We start from the raw sequence: 16,271 nt of genomic DNA, 5'->3' as shown, positions 1-16,271 counted from the left end.
GACCCCTGCCGGGGCGGTCAGGTGGACTTGTCAGCCGGGCCGACCGGACTGGAGCGGGGCGGGACGGGGCGGAGCGGGTGGGGCGTCTCCTGGCTCAGACGGCAGCTTCCCGGGACTTCTCGGCATCGGCGTCGTCGTCTGGGGCGGGGGCCCCCGCCACCTGGAGAATGGCCACGGTCCCGCCGTCCGGATGGTTGTCCACCCGTATCTCGCCGTCCAGGGCGGCCATGATGCGTCTGGCCCGGCACAGGCCCATGCCCACTCCCACGGCCTTGGTGGTGAAAAATGGATCGAACAGAAAGGGGATGATGTCCGCCGCGATGCCTGGCCCCTGGTCCCGGACGGTGATGGACGCATGGTCGGCGTGGCCGTCGGCCGTACGGTGCGCCGAAAGAGCCACATCCACCCGGCCGCCGCTTGGTGAGGCCTCGGCCGCGTTGAGCAGTATCTCGTCCAGGGCTTGTCCCAAGAGCGACTCGTCCAGGCACAGGCGGCCATCGTCGCCGTGCAGGTTCCAGACGGCGGACAGTCCGCGTTCCCCGGTCACGGCCCGGACATGGGCCAGCCTGGACTGGACCAGATCTCGCAGGGAGAAGCAGGACGTCTGGGGAGACAGGGGCAGGGTGGCCTCGCCCACGGCGGCCACGATGGCCTCAAGCCGTTTGGACTCTTCCAGAACAGCCTGAAGAAAGGGTCGCGCCGGGTCGTCCGGAGGGCTTTTTTTGAGCAAAAGGCCCGTCAGCCCGCCGATGGACATGGCCGGGTTGCGCAACTGGTGGGCCACGGCCGAGGACAGGGCCCGCAGGCTCTCCACCCGCTCGCGTTCCACGCGGTATTTTTCGTCCAGGATGCGGCGTTCCCGCTCATGCAGGGTCATGATCTCGGTCACGTCCGTGATCTGGAGCATGACCCCGAAGACCTTCTCGTTCTCCACAAGATGGGAGAAGGTCAGGGACAGGTGCAGGGACGTCCCGTCCAGGGCCCGGTACTGCAGACGAAGCGGGCCGCCGGGATGTTCGCGCCGCAGGGCCGTGCGCAGATAGCGGCGCAGGGCCTTGGGATTGTCCGTCCGGCGAAAGACGTCCGCCGCCACGGCCGGATCGGAGAGAAGCTCTTCCCGGGAGTGGCCGAGCAAGGCGGCGGCGGCCGTGTTGGCGGCATAGACGCGTCCCCGGGCGTTTAAGATGACCACCCCCAGGGCGAAGCTGTCCAGCAGGTCATGAAAATAGCCGGATTGGGCGAAGACGAGCATGCCGTGGTCCTTGATGCCGGAATGGGCCGGTCCTGGTTGAGACCGGCCGTCAGTATCCGATAGGCAGGTTACGGCCGGGTGACGAATGCAAGAGGGGGCGGCCTCTTGATGCCCGGACATGTTCAGGATAGAATACGAAGAAAAATGGAGAACCGAGTGTTCACGCAGACCCAGATTGAAAAATACGCCGATGTGCTCATGTGGGGCCTGGATACCTCCCGGCTCTCGGGATTTCACGCCGGCGACGTGATTTTATTGCAGTACGACCTGGCCGCCGTGACCCTGGCCGAGGCCCTGTTCGCCCGGATCATGGACCGGGGCATGCATCCCGTGGCCCGCATGATCCCGACCTTCCGCATGGAGCACGCCTTCTACGCCAAGGCCGACGAGGGCCAACTGGTCTTCCAGGTTCCCGGCCAGGCCACGCTCAACGAGAACTTGAACGGGGCCATCCATGTCCTGGCCCCGGAATCCCTGACCCACTTAAGCGACATCGACCCCAAGCGCATCGCCAAGGCCGCCGTGGCCCGCAAACCCCTGCGCGACATCCTGGTGGGCCGGGAGGAGGCTGGGGATTTCGGCTGGACCCTGTGCATGCATCCCACCCCGGAACTGGCGGCCAAGGCCGGTCTGTCCGTCAAGCAGTACGCCGACCAGATCAAAAAGGCCTGCTTCCTGAAAGAGGCCGATCCGGTGGGCAAATGGAAGACCCTGTACGCCGAGGCCGCAGAGATCAAGGCCTGGCTCAATTCCATAAAACCCGCCCATTACCATGTGGAGTCGGAACATGTGGATTTGAAGGTCACCCCGGGGGAGAAAAGGCGCTGGATAGGCATTTCCGGCCACAACATCCCCAGCTTCGAGCTTTTTCTGTCCCCGGACTGGCGCGGCGTGCAGGGGGTCTATTATGCCGACCAGCCGTCGTATCGCAGCGGCAACTACGTGCGCGGGGTGCGCCTGGAATTTCGGGACGGCGAGGCCGTCTCCTCCCAGGCCGAGGAAGGGGCGGCCTTCGTGGCCAAGCAACTGGCCATGGACAAGGGGGCCTGCCGTATTGGGGAGTTCTCCCTGACCGACAAGCGGTTCTCCAAAATCGACACCTTCATGGCCAACACCCTGTTTGACGAGAATTTCGGCGGCGCGTGGGGAAACTGCCACATCGCCGTGGGAAGCTCCTATTCCGACACTTACGACGGCAATCCTGCGGAATTGACGGCCGAGCGGAAGGCGGAATTGGGGTTTAACGACTCGGCCTTGCACTGGGATCTGGTCAACACGGAAAAAAAACGGGTTCGGGCCGTCATGCCGGACGGATCGGCCGTTACCGTCTATGAGGACGGATTCTTTAAAAATTAGGAACACCCCGGGTGCGGCGACGGCCCAGGGCACGGGAGGTCCACGATGATGCGCGCGGCGACAGGCCTTTTTGCGGCGATGCTGTTTTTCCTGGTCGGAGTGGCGGTCCACGCCGCAGACCCCGGGATCGCCGGATGGGAGAAGGGCGGCGTCTACGACAAGCTCTTTGATGTCAGCGAATCCGATTCGTTCAAGGGCAGGGTGCTCGAGATCACCGAAATCGTGCCCATGCCGGGCATGGCCCCGGGGATCGGCCTGCTCATTGAGGACAAAAAGGACAAGCACAAGGAGACCGTACATCTGGGGCCGAAGTCCGCCGTGGATTTGTCCGGGATAGGGCTCAAGGAAGGGGACATGGTCAAGGTGGTCGGGGCCTGGGCCGAGGTGGACGGCAAAGACGTCATCCTGGCCATCAAGATCAAAAAGGCCGAGGATGTGGAACTCAAGGTGCGCCGCACCAAGGACGGTTTTCCCTTCTGGAGCATGTCCCCGGAGGAATTGGCCAAGGAGCGTTCCGGGCAGTGATTTTTGGGCCTCCAAGCATTGCCAGGGATCATAAAACGGGCTAGGAGTATGTGAGTCGAGGCTTCGGGATCAGTTTGCATGAACGGCGCATGCGCCGGTAATCCGGAGAAGGGGATACCCCATGGATGAAACCCAGAAGAAGCAGGACGCCGAACTGATGCAGCTTGTGACGTTTAGCATCGGTGAGGAAGAATTCGGAGTGGATATCCTGAAAGTCCAGGAGATCATCCGGATGATGGAGATTACCAAGGTGCCTCGCGCTCCGGATTTTGTGGAGGGGGTCATCAACCTCCGCGGAAAGGTCATCCCTATCATCGACCTGCGGAAGCGTTTCGGCCTGAGCACCAGGGACCACGACAAGCACACCCGGATCATCGTCATCGAGATCAACAACATGATCGTGGGATTTGTGGTGGATTCCGTGTCCGAGGTGCTGCGCATCCCCTCCAACACGGTTGAGCCGCCGCCTCCCGTGGTTTCCGGCCTCGAATCGGAATACATCAGCGGCGTGGGCAAGCTGGAAGATCGTCTGCTGATCCTGCTTGATCTGGACCGCCTCTTGTCCGGCGAAGAGCGCGATGTCCTGACGGGCATCTAGTTTCCGGCGTTTCCTGTTGCGTCGCCACCGCGCGCCGAGTATGGCCCTGTCCCGGGGCTTTCGTTTTCATCGAGAGTATGGCCGCCGTCGTTTTTCGCGACGGCGGCCTTTCATCTTGTTGCCCGAAGGAGTGCGGGAATTTTGCAGTATCCGTCCGAGATCAAAGATTTTTTGAATGGCCGGGGGAGTTCGCTTGGGGTGTACAAAAGCGGCCCCGGCACCCTGGCCTTTCTGGCCGCCGACATGCTGGCGTCAGGGTCGTCCGTGGTGGTCATCGTCCCGGGAGCGCCGGAGCTGGCCCGGCTCAAGTCCCTCTTTTCCCTGCTCTTGTCTCCGGTCGACGATCCCTTGTCCGAGGCCCCCTGGCAGGCCCTGCCGACCTTCCCTCCGGCCGCCCCGTCCCTTTCGGCCTGGGCCGCGCGGTTTGCCTTTCTCAATTTCGCGACCGCCACGGCAAAGCCTCGCCTGTGTCTTTTCACCGTGGACAACCTGTTGCCCAAATGGCCGCCCAGGCAGGTGATCGAGGAAAGCTCCATCGAGCTTGCGGTCGGGGAGGACATGTCCCGGGAGCTCCTTTTGGAGCAGGCCGCCCTGTGGGGCTATCGCCGCCAGCCCATGGTGGAGTCGCCGGGCGAGGTGGCTGTGCGCGGCGACGTGTTGGACATCTTCGCCCCAGGGTACGCCTTGCCCCTGCGTTTTGAATTTTTCGGCGACACCATCGAATATATCCGCACCTTTGATCCCACCACCCAGCGTTCCCAGGCCGAACTGCCGCACATGCGGCTTTTGCCCGTGGCCCCGGCCGTGCTCACTGACGCCTCGCGCGCCGTTGCCGGGGAACTGTGGGAATCCATGGCCGTGACCGGCGAATTGCGCCGGGAGGCCAAGGCGGCCCTGGAGAACAAGCTCGACTCCGGGGACGGGACCATCTGGCCCGGCCTTTTTTATGAAAAACCCTCGTCCTTGACGGATCATCTGCCCAAGGACGCCGTGTACATGCTTTATGACGCCTCGCGCATGCGCTCCCGCCTGGAAGAGGTGGAATTCGGCTGGAAGCAGTTTTTGGAGGCCGAGACCGCTCAGCGGGGATTCGGCTGGCCCGGGCCCCGGCTGTGCTGGCCCGGAGGCATGGCCCGCAAGATGTGGCTGGCCGGACGCCAGGTGCTCTTCGAGGATCTGGTGCTGGGGCACGGCAAACATGGCCCGGACATGCCGGAGAAGGGCCTGGAGCGGTTTTCGGACCTGTTCTGGAAACCCGGGGAGGACAAGCGCCCGTGGTCGGCGCTCATGTCCGGTCTGCGGGACTGGGCCGTGTCCAAACGCCAGGTGGTGCTGTCGTTTCATGGGGAACGCTCGCGCACCAAGTTTTTGAAAATGATCGAACATGAGGGCATCTCCCTCTCCACCCAGTACCACCCCGGCAGCACGGGGCTTTTCGCCCTGGTGTCACCGCTTCGCCAGGGCATGGAATTGACCTGGAACCGGACGCTGATCCTGTCCGAGGATGTGCTGCGCCCCGAGGGCGGGGAGGAGTCCGGACGGGCCTCCAGGGTGCGCGGGTTCAAGGGGATCGCCTCCCAGGACGAGATCGCCTCGGGGGATCTGGTGGTTCACCGCGACTACGGACTGGCCCGTTTCGACGGATTGGCCCGGATGACCGTGGACAGCGCGGGCGGGGACTACCTTTTGCTGCATTTCGACGGCGAGGACCGCTTGTACGTGCCCGTGGACCGGATATCGCTCATCCAGAAGTTCAAGGGGCCCGACGGGATCGATCCAGCCCTGGACCGCCTGGGCGGCAACCGCTGGAAGCTCGGCCGGGAAAAGGCCAAAAAGGCCATTGAGAAGATCGCCCGGGATCTGGTGGAGATGTACGCCTTTCGCAAGGTCGCCAAGGGCTATGCCTACGGGCCGCTCAACGAACTGTACTGGGAGTTCGAGGCCGGATTCGGTTTCGAGGAGACCCCGGACCAGGAAAAGGCCATTGCCGACGTTTTGGCCGACATGGAACGCCCCGAGCCCATGGACCGCCTGGTCTGCGGCGATGTGGGCTTCGGCAAGACCGAGGTGGCCCTGCGCGCGGCCTTCCGGGCCGTGCTCGACGGCAAGCAGGTGGTCATGCTGTGTCCCACCACGGTCCTGGCCGAACAGCATTTTCAGAACTTCAGCAAGCGCCTGGGGGATTTTCCGGTCAGGGTGGGAATGCTCAGCCGTTTTGTGCCGCCAAAACGCCAGAAGGTGGTGACGGAAGGGGTCAGGAGAGGGGAAATCGACATCCTGATCGGCACCCACCGCCTGCTGTCGAAAGATGTGGAGGCCCCGGCACTCGGGCTTCTCATCCTGGACGAGGAGCAGCGTTTCGGGGTCAAGCACAAGGAAAAGCTCAAGGCCCTGCGCAAAAACATCGACGTCCTGACGCTCACGGCGACCCCCATCCCCCGCACCCTGCAACTGTCGCTTTCCGGCATCCGGGGCCTAAGCGTCATCGAGACGCCGCCCCCCGAGCGCAAGGCCGTGGAGACGCTTCTGGTGGAGCGGGATTCGGATTTCCTGCGTTCCGTGGTGCGCCGCGAACTGGAACGCCAGGGCCAGGTGTTTTGGGTGCACAACCGGGTGCGCGGCCTGGAGGAGACGGCGGCCTTCGTCAGAAGGTTGGTCCCCGAGGCCCGGGTGACCATGGCCCACGGCCAGATGGCCGAGGGGGCCCTGGAAAAGGCCATGCACGAATTTTGGCATGGCGAGATCGATGTTTTGGTGTGTACGGCCATCATCGAATCGGGACTGGATTTTCCCCGGGCCAACACCCTGGTGGTGGACCAGGCCCAGATGTTCGGCCTGGGCCAACTCTACCAGTTGCGCGGCCGGGTGGGACGCTCGTCGCTTCAGGCCTATGCCTATTTTGTGGTTCCCTCCCTGGACGGCATCCCGGAAGTGGCCCGGAAAAGGCTGCGGATCATCCAGGACATGGACTTTCTGGGGGCGGGCTTCCAGGTGGCCATGGAGGACTTGCGGCTGCGCGGCGCGGGCAACATCCTGGGCGAGGTGCAGTCCGGGCAGATTTCGCGGATCGGCCTGGACATGTTCCTGGAGATGCTCGATGATGAGATCAAACGGCTGCGCGGGGAACCGCAAAACGAGCGCACGGACCCGGAATTGACCATAGCCGTGTCGGCCCGCATCCCGGAAGGTTACGTGTCCGACCCCAAGGATCGGTTGCGTCTTTACAAAGCCCTTTCCACGGCACACAATGAATCGGGTCTGGCCGAGATGGCCGCTGAAATGCGCGACCGTTTCGGGGCCTTGCCCGAGGAGGTGGAGAACTTCATCTCCGTTTTGGCCCTCAAGCAGGTTCTGGCCAGGCTCCAGGTGGCCCGTGCCGAAGTGACCGCGTCCAAACTGTCCCTGTCCTGGGAAACGCGACCGGGTGCGGTGGGGGCGGTTTCGGCCGAAAATCTGGTGGCCTTTGTCAATGCCCACGGCGCCAGGGCGAGGCTTGTGCCCCCGGCGAAACTGGAGATGCGCCTTTCCGAGGGCGGCCTTCGCGCCGGACTGGCCGAGGCGGCCCGGGAATTGGCCACGCTATGCGCCGCAAGTCCGGATGGAAAGTGAACATCATGACGTTTTCTCCCCGATACATTCTCTTCCCGGCCCTTTTATTCGTCATGGCCCTGCTGTGGGCCTGCGACCGGAAAGCGGAACCACCCGGGGTGGTGGCCACGGTCAACGGCCGCCCCGTGACCCTCGGGCAGCTCGAATTCAACCACGATTTGCGCGGCATGGGCCTTGTGGCCACGGAAAACCCTTCGGTGGAAGGGCTGCGCCGGGATTACGGCCGGATCATGGCCGACCTGATCATCCGCGAACTGATGCTTGAGGAGTTGCAAAAGGCCGGGGGGGCGGTCACGGACGAGGATCTGGCCCGCCTGGAGGCGGAGATACGGGCCGATTACCCGGGAGAGCTCTTTGACCGCATGCTCTTCGAGGAGAACATCGATCCGCAAAAGTGGCGCGAGAGCCTGCTGACCCGGGCGGTCATGGACAAATTCGTAAGCATGATCCTCAAGGACCAGGCCAGGGTCGAGGTGCAGGAGGCCGCCGATTATTACAAGGAACATGTGGCGCAGTTCCAACGCCCGGCCTTGGTGACCTTTCTCTTGGTGCGCGGGCCGGACAAAAAGCGTGTGGCCGAGGCCCTGCGTGAGCGGGATTCCGGGCGGACATTTCCCCGGGAGCCGACCCCGGATGCGGCCTCCATCCAGGAGGTGCGCCTTCCCCGGGAGTTGATTCCCGAGGCGTGGCGGGCCCTTCTGGGGAAGCTTCAACCCGGTCAGGCCAGCCCGGTGGTCCAGGAAAAGCGGGAGGCCATGGCCCTGGTCCTGGTTGGGGAGACCCCGGCGTTCACTCTGGACCCGGCCACCGCCTATCCGTTGGTGGAAAAGGCCCTGGCGGAGAAAAAACGCAACGAGGCGTTTTCCGCATGGCTGGCCGGGGCAGTCGCCGCCGCAGACATCCGGGTCAGCGCGCATCTTGTGGACAATGGCGATATCCCGGTTTCGGAGGCTCCGTCGCCGGACATCCTGGAGAAGGAATTTCCCGGCGTTGGGGGTGGAAAAGGCGAGCATGCCGCAGAGTTGGCCGATACCGGCCAGGTGTCGAAATCCTTTGCGGATCGGTTCGCCGACCGGCAGGGGCCGGACGGCGTGAAACCGGGGCCGGAAAAAGACGGGCCCGCCGGGCCGTCTGCCGCCGCCACACCTTCTGCGGCGTCCCCGGCTCAAGGCGACCGGCAGGAGGTCGTCCGCGTGGTGCCCGGACGTGAAGGCCCGGGAGAGACGGCCGCCGATCTGCCCCTCGCAACCCCGGTCCCGACGGATTCGCCTTCCGAGCAAAGCCCGGCGCAACCCGCCGCCGGAACTCCCGCCGCCGGAACTCCCGCCGCCGGATCGTCCGTCCCGGATGTTGCCGCCGTGGCGTCCCCGCAGGCCGGAACTGTCGAGCCGACGACCGACCCGGTCCAGGCCACTTCGACGGATGGGGCCGCCGGGGCGGCGGCGCAGGTGGTTCCCTCAGGGCCGGGGGAAGTGGAATTTTTGGCCAACAAGGCCAGTTGGCTCATTTTCAAGGTCGATGACGGAAAAGAAGACCTGGTGTACATCAAGGGCGGAAAGAACCATGTGGTTTCCTTCAAGGACAGATTGTCCGTGCGTTTCGGCAGCCCCAGCGACATCACCTATCGTTTCCGGGATCGCCAGGAACGCGTGGAATCCTCGGCCCGCGAGGTGAAAACCATGGATTTCCCATGAGGTTGCACATCAGGCGCGGAAGGTGTGCGGGAGCGGATTGCCTGTCCAGCCAAAAGCGTCTATAGCTGAACCGGGAAACGTGTCCGCAGGGGCGGACGCCAGGCGAGGCAAGGGGCATATCGTCATTGCCCGTTTTTTATATTGTGCAAACCTTCATCCGAAGCCGGAAAGCCCGGCCTGCCGGAGGATACTTTGTCCCGCGCGTTCTCCTCCCTTGTGATCGCCCTGTGCCTCTTCATCTGCTCGGCACAGAGCCACGCCGTCGAACTTGTCGATAGAGTGGTGGCTGTGGTCAACGGCCAGCTCATCACCCTTTTTGAACTTAACGAAAAACTCAATAAAATGCTGGCCCAGGCCCAGGGAATCAGCATTTCACAAAATGATCCGGAGTACATCGAGCTGCAAAAGCGTGTCCTGGACTCCATGATCAACGACATCCTGATCAAACAGGCGGCGGAAAAACTCGGGATTACCGTCTCGGAGACGGAAATCGCGACGAAGATCAATGAATTGAAAAAGCAAAACGGCATGAACGAAGAGCAGTTCCGGAAGCAGCTCGCCCAGGAAGGACTGACGCGGCAGGAGTTTGAGAAAAGCTTGGAGACAGAGGCCATCAAGCACCAGTTGCTCGGATATATGGTCAACAAGCGGATTTTGGTCACAGACGAGGAAGTGCGCCAGTATTACGACCAGGTGGGGGGAAACATCCCTGATCCCAAGGCCAACCTGGCCCGCCGGACTCCGGGGGCCATCGGGTTCATCATGGTCGGCAGCATGGCCGAGGCCGAGTCCCTGCGGCAAAAGATCGCCTCGGGGCAACTGTCTTTTGCGGATGCGGCCCGGAAATTTTCCATCGGCCCGGGAAAGGAGCAGGGGGGAGACCTTGGCGGAGACGTGTCTGCCGATGATCTGGCCCCGCCCCTGCGCAAGGCGCTGCAGGACGCGCCAGCCGGGCAGGTCACCAAGCCGGTTCCCCTGGAGGGAAAGGCCGTGCTGCTTATTCGCAAGGCCACGTCCGACGCCCCGGCGGCGGCCGACGCCGCTCCTGCTCCCGCGAGTTCGTCCAAATCGTTCGAGCAGGCGCGCGGCCAGGTGTATGAAATGCTGTTTCGGACCAAGTTTGAGAAGCTTTTTCAGGAATATATGAATACATTGCGCACCAAGGCGGTCGTCGATCTCCGCCTGTAGCGCCATGTCTCGCCATTTTATCCCGGAAGGATGGGCATATGCGGCCCTGTACCGACCGCAGGCCCTCTGGGGAACTGCCCCGAAGACAGGCAAAACGAGCAGGGAAACCTCATGGTTCCTGCACGTTCACGCTTAGGGAGTAATCGAATATGGATTTACGCGAATTGGGAGCTTTGCTGAAAGCGGAGCGAGAACGACGCGGCCTATCGGACAATGATGTCATCGATAGGATCAAGATAGGGAGAGCCTGCCTGATCGCCATTGAAGAAGGCGATAAGGACGGACTTCCCCATCCGGTGTACGCCAAGGGGTTTATCAAAAACTACGCTAAGTTGCTCGACCTTGATCCCGAAGAGATCGGCGATGCGTTTTCAGAGGCCGTGGGCGTCATGCCGGATTCCAATCTGACGCCGCAACATGAATTGAACGAATCGATCACCCAGGCCACGATCGTCCGAAACGGGGGGGGCGGGTATCTGCGCTACGTCATCGTGGCGGCCGCCATCCTGGTTGTCGTTGTGGCCGTACTGTGGTTTTTTTCATTGACGCCGTTTCATACCGGGCGGACGACGCCCCCCGCCCCCTCGTCCCAGGCGTCCGCCCCCGGACTTGCCAAGGGATCGTTGCCGGATCAGGATTCCCAAATCAAGCCCGGGAGCGCGGGTGATTCCCAGGCCGTGACGGCGCCTTCCGAGACAGCCCCGTCGACTGCGGCCCCGGGAAGCATGACGCCCACAGCGCCCGTCGCCGGTCAACCGGCATCCTCGCAGCCGTTGGCGGTCAGTCCGCCTGGAGCGCCCCTTGCGTTGACAACGGAGCCTGCCGCCCCGACAGCCGAGGCCGTATCGGCGGCGGATGCGGAAGAGCCCGCCGATCCGTCCCTGTCGCCGGATATCGTGCTCGGGGAACATGGCGCCCATTCCGTGACCATCCTTGCTCTGGCCGAATGTTGGATCGACGTTTCGGTGGATGGCGGCGCCACCAAGGGGATCATGCTGACCAAGGGGAAACGGTTCGTCGGCAATTTCAACGAGTCCCTGCTGGTCCGGCTGGGCAACGCCGGCGGCGTGGAAGTCCGTTACGACGACAAGAACTATCCGTTGCAGGCAGGCCCGGGCGAGGTCAAGACGCTGAAATTCGTGGCCAAGGGGAACGGCGAACCCCAGCAGGCCGCGTCCAACTCGTCGACGACCCAGGTGCCGATGACTGCGAAACCACCTGTCGGCGCGCCCGCCGCCCCGGCCGGATCGCCGTCGGCAAAGGCCATCCCCGGCGCGGTCGCGCCACCCTCCACCGTGACGGTCGCTCCGCCCGCAGCGCCCCCCGTGGCGTCTTCTTCGGCCCCGGCAGCGACGCCTCCCGCCGAGGGGGCAGCCGCAGGCCCGGCCGGTTCCCGCAGCCTGGAGATCACCGGTGCGGACGGCAGCTGGGTCATTGTGACGGTCGACGGCGGCAAGCCCAAAGAGGTGTTCGTCAAGAAAGGGCAGACCCTGACCGAGCCGTACAAGGAAAAGATCGAGGTCCGGCTCGGCAATCCCAGCAGCGTGATTTTCCGTCACGAGGGGCAGGAGATGCCCGTGAGCACCCAGCGGGGTGAGGCCAAGACCGTCCGTTTCCCCAATTCCTGAGGCCATGACGCCGGGGAGCCGTAGCGAAGACGGGAGTACGGTGGTGCGGGGTCCATGTGGACCGGAAGCGGCCGAAAAGGCCTGTGCGGCATGCAGCGGATGGTTCTGACGCGAGGAGCGGGGAATGGAATTTTCCGAGAAGGCTCTCGTTTTGCGGGTGGGCCGTTTTCGGGAAATAGATGCCTGGGTGCGGCTTTTTTCGCCCTCGCGCGGCGTCTATACCGCCTTCGCCTTTGGAGGCTGCCGCAGCCGTAGACGGTTTTGCGGCTGTCTGGACGTCTTCAATCACGTCCATTTCAAGGTCAAAAGCGGGCGGGCCTACCACACCCTTTTGGAGGGGCAGCTCGTCAACGGACATGGTCGGCTGCGAGCGGAGCCGGGACGCCTGGGCATGGCCGTCAACTGTCTGAAATTTTTCGAGGCCGTGGAGGTTCCCCCTCCCGGGGCGCGGGCGGCTCACGACATGCTTCTGGAGAGCCTGGCGGCCCTTTCGGACGAACCCGCGCCGCCACGGCTTTTTCCCGTGTATTTCCGGGCCAGGGTGGCTTGCGACCAGGGCTTTTTCCCCTCCCTGTCCGTCTGTCACGCCTGCGGCGTGACCGGCGCCGATCTGCCGGGCGCCGTGTTTCATGTGGAGGAAGGGCGGTTTTTGTGTCCGGCCTGCCACCGGCCGGGGCGCGGAACCTTCGTCCGGCTTGGCCGTGAGACGGTGACGCTTTTGGAGACCGTGCGCCGGGCGGGACCGGCGACGTGGGGTGGGCTCGCCCCGTCGTCGGCGGCGGCGGGGGAGTTCTCCCGGCTGCTGGATCGTTTCGTCACCTACCACCTGGGACTTTCCTGGGAACACGGAACCTTTGTCAAAAACTGACGCCGCCGCATCCGGGGAGACCCGGCACGCGGGGGCATGGAGAACGGAATGCATTTTCAGGACGTCATCTTGACCTTGCAGCGTTTCTGGGCCGACGCCGGATGCGTGGTGGCCCAGCCCTACGACATCGAGGTCGGGGCCGGCACCTTCAATCCGGCCACGTTTTTCCGGGTCATCGGCCCCGAGCCCTGGCGGGTCGCCTATGTCGAGCCTTCAAGACGGCCCACGGACGGCCGCTACGGCGAGAATCCCAACCGCCTGCAGCATTACTACCAGTTTCAGGTCGTTCTCAAGCCTTCGCCGGACAACGTCCAAGAGTTGTATCTGCAAAGCCTCAAGGCCCTGGGCATCGATCCCTCGCGCCACGACATCCGTTTCGTGGAGGACGACTGGGAGTCGCCCACCCTGGGGGCCTGGGGGCTGGGCTGGGAGGTCTGGCTCAACGGCATGGAGGTCACCCAGTTCACCTATTTCCAGCAGGTGGGCGGCATCGACCTGTCGCCGGTCAGCGTGGAGCTGACCTACGGCCTGGAGCGGCTGACCATGTACCTCCAGGAAAAGGAGTCGGTCTACGACCTGTCCTGGAACGGCCAGGTGACCTACGGCCATGTGCATCACCGCGCCGAGTTCGAGCATTCCACCTACAATTTCGAGAAAAGCGACGCCGCCATGCTGTTGTCCTTTTTCAACGCCTGCGAGGCCGAATGCCGTCGGCTGTGCGAGCTTGCGCTGCCCTGGCCGGCCTACGATTATTGCCTGAAGTGCTCCCACGCCTTCAACATGCTCCAGGCCCGGGGGGCCATCTCCATCACCGAGCGCACGGGCTACATCGCCCGGGTGCGCGCCCTGGCCTCGTCCCTGGCCCGGCTCTACGCCGCCCAGCGCGAGGAACTCGGCTATCCCATGCTTGTCGCCTAACGAAAAAGGACCGGTCATGCCCCATTTTCTGTTTGAGATCGGTTTCGAGGAGATGCCCGCCCGCTTTTTATCCGGGCTTTCCTCGGAGATCGAAGCGATTTTTTCCCAACGTCTGACCCAGGCCCGGATCGGCTTCGAGCGCATCCGCCCCTTTGTCACCGCCAGACGCCTCGGGGTGTCCGTCACGGGTATGGATGCCGTGACCCGCCGCGAGGAAGAGGTGGTCAGCGGCCCGCCGGAAAAGGTGGCCTTCGGGCCGGACGGCGCGCCCAGCAAGGCCGCTCTGGGGTTTTGCCGCACCCAGGGTGTGGACATGGCCGAGGCCTTCGTTTTGGAAACGGACAAGGGACGCTATCTGGCCGTGCGCAAGACCACCGGCGGCGAGGCCGCCGCCGCGCTTTTGCCGGACATCTGCATCTGGTGCGTCAAGGGGCTGACTTTCCCAAAGAAAATGCGCTGGGGCAGCGGCGATTTCGCCTTCGGCCGCCCCATCCACTGGTTCGTGGCCCTTTTGGACGACGCCGTGATCCCCTTTGAGATCGCGGGCGTGGTCTCGGGGCGGACCACCCGGGGGCACCGCATCATGGGGCCGGGGCCGTTCGACGTGCCCCATGCCGACGCCCATGCGGCCATCCTCCGGGAAAAGGGCCAGGTGGTCGCGGACCCGGCCGAGCGCGAGACCATTATCCGTTCCCAGGCCGAGACCCTGGCTGCGGAGATCGGGGGACGGGCCATCATCAAACCCTCGCTTTTGGCGGAAGTCACGGGACTGACGGAATATCCGGTGGTGGCCATGGGCCGTTTTCACGAAAAATTCCTGGCGGTTCCCAAGGAAGTGCTGTTGACCAGCATGGAGAGCCACCAAAAAAGCTTCGGGGTCGAGGACGCAACGGGGCGGCTTTTGCCCTGCTTCCTGACCACCCTGGGACTTGATCCGGGGCAAAGTCTGGATCTGGTGCGCAAGGGCTGGGAGCGGGTCTTGCGGGCGCGCCTGGAAGACGCCCGGTTTTTCTGGGAGGCGGATCTGGCCGCCGAGGTATCGGGCTGGCTCGGCCGCCTGGAGAGCGTGGTCTTTTTGGCCGGGCTCGGCAGCATGGGCGACAAGTCCCGCCGCCTGGAGGCGCTGTGCGGCCGTCTGGCCGGAATGGTCGATCCGTCCCTGGCCGCGCAGGCCGCCCGGGCCGGACGAGTGGCCAAGGCTGATCTCGTTTCCGAGATGGTTGGGGAATTCGCCGAACTGCAAGGGATCATGGGCGGCATCTATGCCCGGGAAAAAGGCGAGGACGAGGCGGTGGCCGCCGCCGTAGCCGAACAGTATCTGCCTGTCGGGCCGGAAAGTCCCATTCCCTCCACGGTCTGCGGCGCGCTCGTGGCCGTGGCCGACAAGATCGACACCCTGGCCGGATGTTTCGGCATGGAGCTGGTTCCCACCGGGGCGGCCGATCCGTACGCCCTGCGGCGTCAGGCCCTGGGCATCTGCCGAATCGTCATCGAGCATGGGCTGCGCCTGAATCTGCCGGAGCTGATCCAGGCGGCCTTCGAGGGCTACCAGGGCGTCTCCTTCAAAACCACCCCCACCCATGCCCTGGCCAGGCTCCTGGACTTTTTCGGCCAGCGGTTGCGGGCCTATTTTACGGGTCTTGGCCGGGACACCCTGGTGGTGGAGGCGGCCGTGGGGGCGGGATACGAGGACATCTTCGCGCTTTCGGCCCGCATCGACGCCCTGACCGCCTTTGCGGCCACCCCGGACTTCGGGCAGGCGGTCTTGACCTTCAAACGAGCCGCCAACATCATCCGCAAACAGGGGGCCGAGGCCGGACATCCCCTGACCGGTGCGGTTGTGACCTCGCTTTTGGCCGAGGAGGCTGAAAAACGGCTCCACGACAAGTTCGTCGAGGTCTTCCCGCGCATGGACGCGCTGTTCGCCGCCGACGAATACCGGGCGCTCTTCGATCTGTTGCACGAATTGCGGCCCTTTGTGGATGCCTTTTTCGATTCGGTGATGGTCATGTGCGAGGATGCGGCCTTGCGGACCAACCGCCTGAATCTGCTCATGTCGCTGGTGTCGCGCCTGTCGCGGCTGGCGGATTTTGCGGCCTTGCAGGTGTGATGGAGGACCGGCCGCCGGGGTGTTTTTTTACGTGATCCAGGCGTTGCGCTCTTGACAGGCGATGCTGTTTTTCTTAAATGACTTTTTTTTAAGCACGCAATGAATGGAGGAGATATCCTTGGCTAATCATAAGTCCGCGATCAAAAGGCATAAGCAGAGCATAAAGGCCCGTGACCGCAACCGCATGGTCAAGACCCGGGTCAAAAACGCCATCAAGGCCGTGCGCCAGGCCGTGACCGGAAAGGACGCCGAGGCCGCTGAAAAGGCCCTGCTGTCCGCTTCCTCGGTGCTGGACAGGGCGGCCACCAAGAAGGTCATCCACTGGAAGAAGGCGGCGCGCAACATTTCCCGCCTGACCGTGGCCGTCAACTCGCTGAAAACAGCCTAAGCGTCTGTCCCGTACGGGGACGCCTCCGGCTCGTGACTTCTTGCAGCCCCGGGGAATCGAAAGTATTTTCGATTCCCCGGTTTTTCTGGTTTCCAAAACGCCGCAGCAGGGGCCTTCGTTTCCGGGCCGTGACGGCG

At 63.6% G+C, this 16,271-nt stretch carries 12 protein-coding genes; 11 read left to right on the top strand and 1 reads right to left on the bottom strand.

Features of this window, described 5'->3' with window-relative positions; all coding sequences use genetic code 11:
- Positions 1-94 precede the first annotated feature (94 nt).
- Entirely contained in the window at positions 95-1,252 is a 1,158-nt protein-coding gene (locus GD606_RS05035; RefSeq protein ID WP_163300684.1) for a two-component system sensor histidine kinase NtrB, read from the bottom strand.
- A gap of 156 nt (positions 1,253-1,408) precedes the next feature.
- Between GD606_RS05035 and GD606_RS05030 the strand changes: the two genes are divergently transcribed.
- The 11 genes from GD606_RS05030 to rpsT all read left to right on the top strand — a co-directional run bounded on the left by GD606_RS05030 (position 1,409) and on the right by rpsT (position 16,134).
- Entirely contained in the window at positions 1,409-2,608 is a 1,200-nt protein-coding gene (locus GD606_RS05030) for an aminopeptidase (protein ID WP_163300685.1), read from the top strand.
- A 45-nt stretch (positions 2,609-2,653) separates the two neighbouring features.
- A complete protein-coding gene (locus tag GD606_RS05025; RefSeq protein ID WP_246298981.1) occupies positions 2,654-3,133 on the top strand; it encodes a MamS/MamX family magnetosome protein in 480 nt (159 codons plus the stop codon).
- Positions 3,134-3,254: 121 nt separating this feature from the next.
- Positions 3,255-3,731: a chemotaxis protein CheW gene (locus GD606_RS05020; protein WP_163300686.1), complete on the top strand. Its 477-nt coding sequence runs from the start codon at positions 3,255-3,257 to the stop codon at positions 3,729-3,731.
- Between the two features lie 141 nt (positions 3,732-3,872).
- The gene (mfd, locus tag GD606_RS05015) at positions 3,873-7,340 is read left to right on the top strand and encodes a transcription-repair coupling factor (RefSeq protein WP_246298980.1); all 3,468 of its coding nucleotides are present in this window, start codon (positions 3,873-3,875) and stop codon (positions 7,338-7,340) included.
- Between the two features lie 5 nt (positions 7,341-7,345).
- Positions 7,346-9,034, top strand: a complete 1,689-nt coding sequence (locus GD606_RS05010; RefSeq protein WP_163300687.1) for a peptidylprolyl isomerase — start codon at positions 7,346-7,348, stop codon at positions 9,032-9,034.
- A gap of 192 nt (positions 9,035-9,226) precedes the next feature.
- On the top strand, positions 9,227-10,222 hold the full coding sequence (locus tag GD606_RS05005) for a SurA N-terminal domain-containing protein (protein ID WP_163300688.1): 996 nt from the start codon (positions 9,227-9,229) through the stop codon (positions 10,220-10,222).
- A gap of 149 nt (positions 10,223-10,371) precedes the next feature.
- Positions 10,372-11,850: a helix-turn-helix domain-containing protein gene (locus GD606_RS05000; protein WP_163300689.1), complete on the top strand. Its 1,479-nt coding sequence runs from the start codon at positions 10,372-10,374 to the stop codon at positions 11,848-11,850.
- A 124-nt stretch (positions 11,851-11,974) separates the two neighbouring features.
- A complete protein-coding gene (gene recO, locus GD606_RS04995; RefSeq protein ID WP_163300690.1) occupies positions 11,975-12,718 on the top strand; it encodes a DNA repair protein RecO in 744 nt (247 codons plus the stop codon).
- Positions 12,719-12,766: 48 nt separating this feature from the next.
- The gene (gene glyQ, locus GD606_RS04990) at positions 12,767-13,636 is read left to right on the top strand and encodes a glycine--tRNA ligase subunit alpha (RefSeq protein WP_163300691.1); all 870 of its coding nucleotides are present in this window, start codon (positions 12,767-12,769) and stop codon (positions 13,634-13,636) included.
- A gap of 16 nt (positions 13,637-13,652) precedes the next feature.
- Positions 13,653-15,746, top strand: coding sequence for a glycine--tRNA ligase subunit beta (glyS, locus tag GD606_RS04985; protein WP_163300692.1), 2,094 nt, complete (start codon positions 13,653-13,655; stop codon positions 15,744-15,746).
- A gap of 118 nt (positions 15,747-15,864) precedes the next feature.
- Positions 15,865-16,134 carry a 30S ribosomal protein S20 gene (rpsT, locus tag GD606_RS04980; RefSeq protein WP_163300693.1) on the top strand — a complete coding sequence of 90 codons (270 nt, stop codon included), beginning with the start codon at positions 15,865-15,867 and terminating at the stop codon, positions 16,132-16,134.
- The last annotated feature ends 137 nt before the right edge of the window (positions 16,135-16,271 follow it).

Origin of the sequence: Desulfolutivibrio sulfodismutans DSM 3696 (assembly GCF_013376455.1) — a bacterium.
GTDB classification, from domain to species: domain Bacteria; phylum Desulfobacterota; class Desulfovibrionia; order Desulfovibrionales; family Desulfovibrionaceae; genus Desulfolutivibrio; species Desulfolutivibrio sulfodismutans.
Note: the sequence above shows the minus strand (reverse complement) of the source record. Positions and strands in the feature narration are given on the sequence as shown.

Excerpts from the sequence above, each read along its gene's own strand:
- GD606_RS05035 (WP_163300684.1), bottom strand. The coding sequence starts at position 1,252 with ATGCTCGTCTTCGCCCAATCCGGCTATTTTCATGACCTGCTGGACAGC.
- GD606_RS05025 (WP_246298981.1), top strand. The coding sequence starts at position 2,654 with ATGATGCGCGCGGCGACAGGCCTTTTTGCGGCGATGCTGTTTTTCCTG.
- GD606_RS05020 (WP_163300686.1), top strand. The coding sequence starts at position 3,255 with ATGGATGAAACCCAGAAGAAGCAGGACGCCGAACTGATGCAGCTTGTG.
- GD606_RS05010 (WP_163300687.1), top strand. The coding sequence starts at position 7,346 with ATGACGTTTTCTCCCCGATACATTCTCTTCCCGGCCCTTTTATTCGTC.
- GD606_RS05000 (WP_163300689.1), top strand. The coding sequence starts at position 10,372 with ATGGATTTACGCGAATTGGGAGCTTTGCTGAAAGCGGAGCGAGAACGA.
- recO (WP_163300690.1), top strand. The coding sequence starts at position 11,975 with ATGGAATTTTCCGAGAAGGCTCTCGTTTTGCGGGTGGGCCGTTTTCGG.
- glyQ (WP_163300691.1), top strand. The coding sequence starts at position 12,767 with ATGCATTTTCAGGACGTCATCTTGACCTTGCAGCGTTTCTGGGCCGAC.
- glyS (WP_163300692.1), top strand. The coding sequence starts at position 13,653 with ATGCCCCATTTTCTGTTTGAGATCGGTTTCGAGGAGATGCCCGCCCGC.